At 39.1% G+C, this 1,474-nt stretch carries 2 protein-coding genes; one reads left to right on the forward strand and one right to left on the reverse strand.

What is annotated here, in order from left to right; genetic code table 11:
* Positions 1 to 464 (forward strand): GyrI-like domain-containing protein (locus tag LD39_RS19340; protein WP_197061463.1); only part of this gene is annotated, 464 nt, incomplete at its 5' end.
* Between the two features lie 50 nt (positions 465 to 514).
* Here the strand turns inward: LD39_RS19340 and LD39_RS19345 are convergent.
* Positions 515 to 1,228, reverse strand: a complete 714-nt coding sequence (locus tag LD39_RS19345; RefSeq protein ID WP_035552082.1) for a nitroreductase family protein — start codon at positions 1,226 to 1,228, stop codon at positions 515 to 517.
* Between the last annotated feature and the right edge of the window lie 246 nt (positions 1,229 to 1,474).

Genomic DNA, 1,474 nt, shown 5'->3' on the forward strand with positions numbered 1-1,474 from the left:
AAATAACAGAAAAAAAACTGATTGGAAAATCGAATCGAATGTCATTGAACTATGATCATACAGTCGAATTGTGGAAAAGCTTTATGCCTCAGCTTAAAGAGGTACAGGGTCGTGTAGATGAGAACCTATATAATCTTAAAATTTTTGAAGATGGATTCGATCCGATGAAGTTTACATCAGATACCCCTTTTCTAAAATGGGCAGCAGTGGAAGTTGAGGATTATGGCATGGAACCTGAGGGTTTTCAACGGTATTTACTGGTTGGAGGACTGTATGCGGTGTTTCTCCATCAAGGTCCTGCAAGTTCCTTTCATCAGACTTTACAATCCATCTATGAGGATTGGTTTCCTGGTTCACCTTACGAATTGGACGATCGTGAACATTTTGAACGATTCACAAAAAATTATCATCCAAACGCTCCTGAGTCAGTTGAGGAAGTTTGGATACCTATTAAGATTCGCTAGATAGAAGTAAAGCCCACCTTTCAATCGATAAGGTGGGCTTTACTTCTATCTTACTTTGAATAGCGATTCCATTGAAGGACATCATCCAGAGGAAGGCGAGTTTTTTCAAATCCTGCTTTTTTCCCTTTTCCTAATGAAATAAGCATGACTGGCCCGAAATCTTCAGGAACATCAAAGGCTTTTACAAATTCAGCCTCGTCAAAGCCGCCCATTGGTACTGTGTCCAATCCTTTCGCTTTCGCTGCAAGCATGAGCTGCATGGAAACAAGGCCGCCGTCGATCATCGCGATACGAGTTAGTTTTTCCTCAGAGAAGTTCCCGTAATTCTCCAAAATACTGTTCACATACATTTCTTTAATATCTTCAGGCATGTTTCCTTTTTCAGCGATCTGACTGTAAATTTGATCCGCATTTTTGTAAGCTTTTTTGTCACCTAGAATGGCAATGACGACAGAAGCGTCTGTGATTTGCTGTTGTCCATTGGCGATAGGGGAGAGACGTTCTTTTTCTGCTTGATCCTCAATGACTAAAAACCTCCATGGCTGAAGATTGGAGGAAGAAGGTGCAAGAATAGCTGTTTCCAAGATTTCACGGATTTCGCTTTTTTCGATTTTGTAATCCGCATCATACTGACGTACAGATCGGCGCTCGTTAGCTACGGTTAGAAAATCTGTATCCTCAAGTACTTTTGGTGCTTCGCTCGTTGTATCTAAGTCTTTTACTTTATTTAAATATTCTTCTTTGCTCATTGTTTTCTGAGTCATAAATCAGGTCTCCCTTGTAAACTGTATTTATTACAAGAACAGTATAATTCTGCAACTGTTCTTTTGTCAAATACAGTTAATCGAATAAATGTACAGGGGAAGCATGTTGTTCTTTAGTGAAAGGTTTATTTAGAAATGAACAAATGACTAAAATACTTATTTCGTAAACGTGCAGGATTCTGTAAGACTCTATTTCGAGATACTTTCGATTCCGTTGCTAAATACGGATTAGGATTGGGTGGGAAA

Source organism: Halobacillus sp. BBL2006 (assembly GCF_000786645.1).
GTDB lineage: Bacteria > Bacillota > Bacilli > Bacillales > Halobacillaceae > Halobacillus.

Bases quoted from the DNA above. Each gene is read 5' to 3' on its own strand.
- LD39_RS19345 (WP_035552082.1), bottom strand. From the start codon at position 1,228: ATGACTCAGAAAACAATGAGCAAAGAAGAATATTTAAATAAAGTAAAA.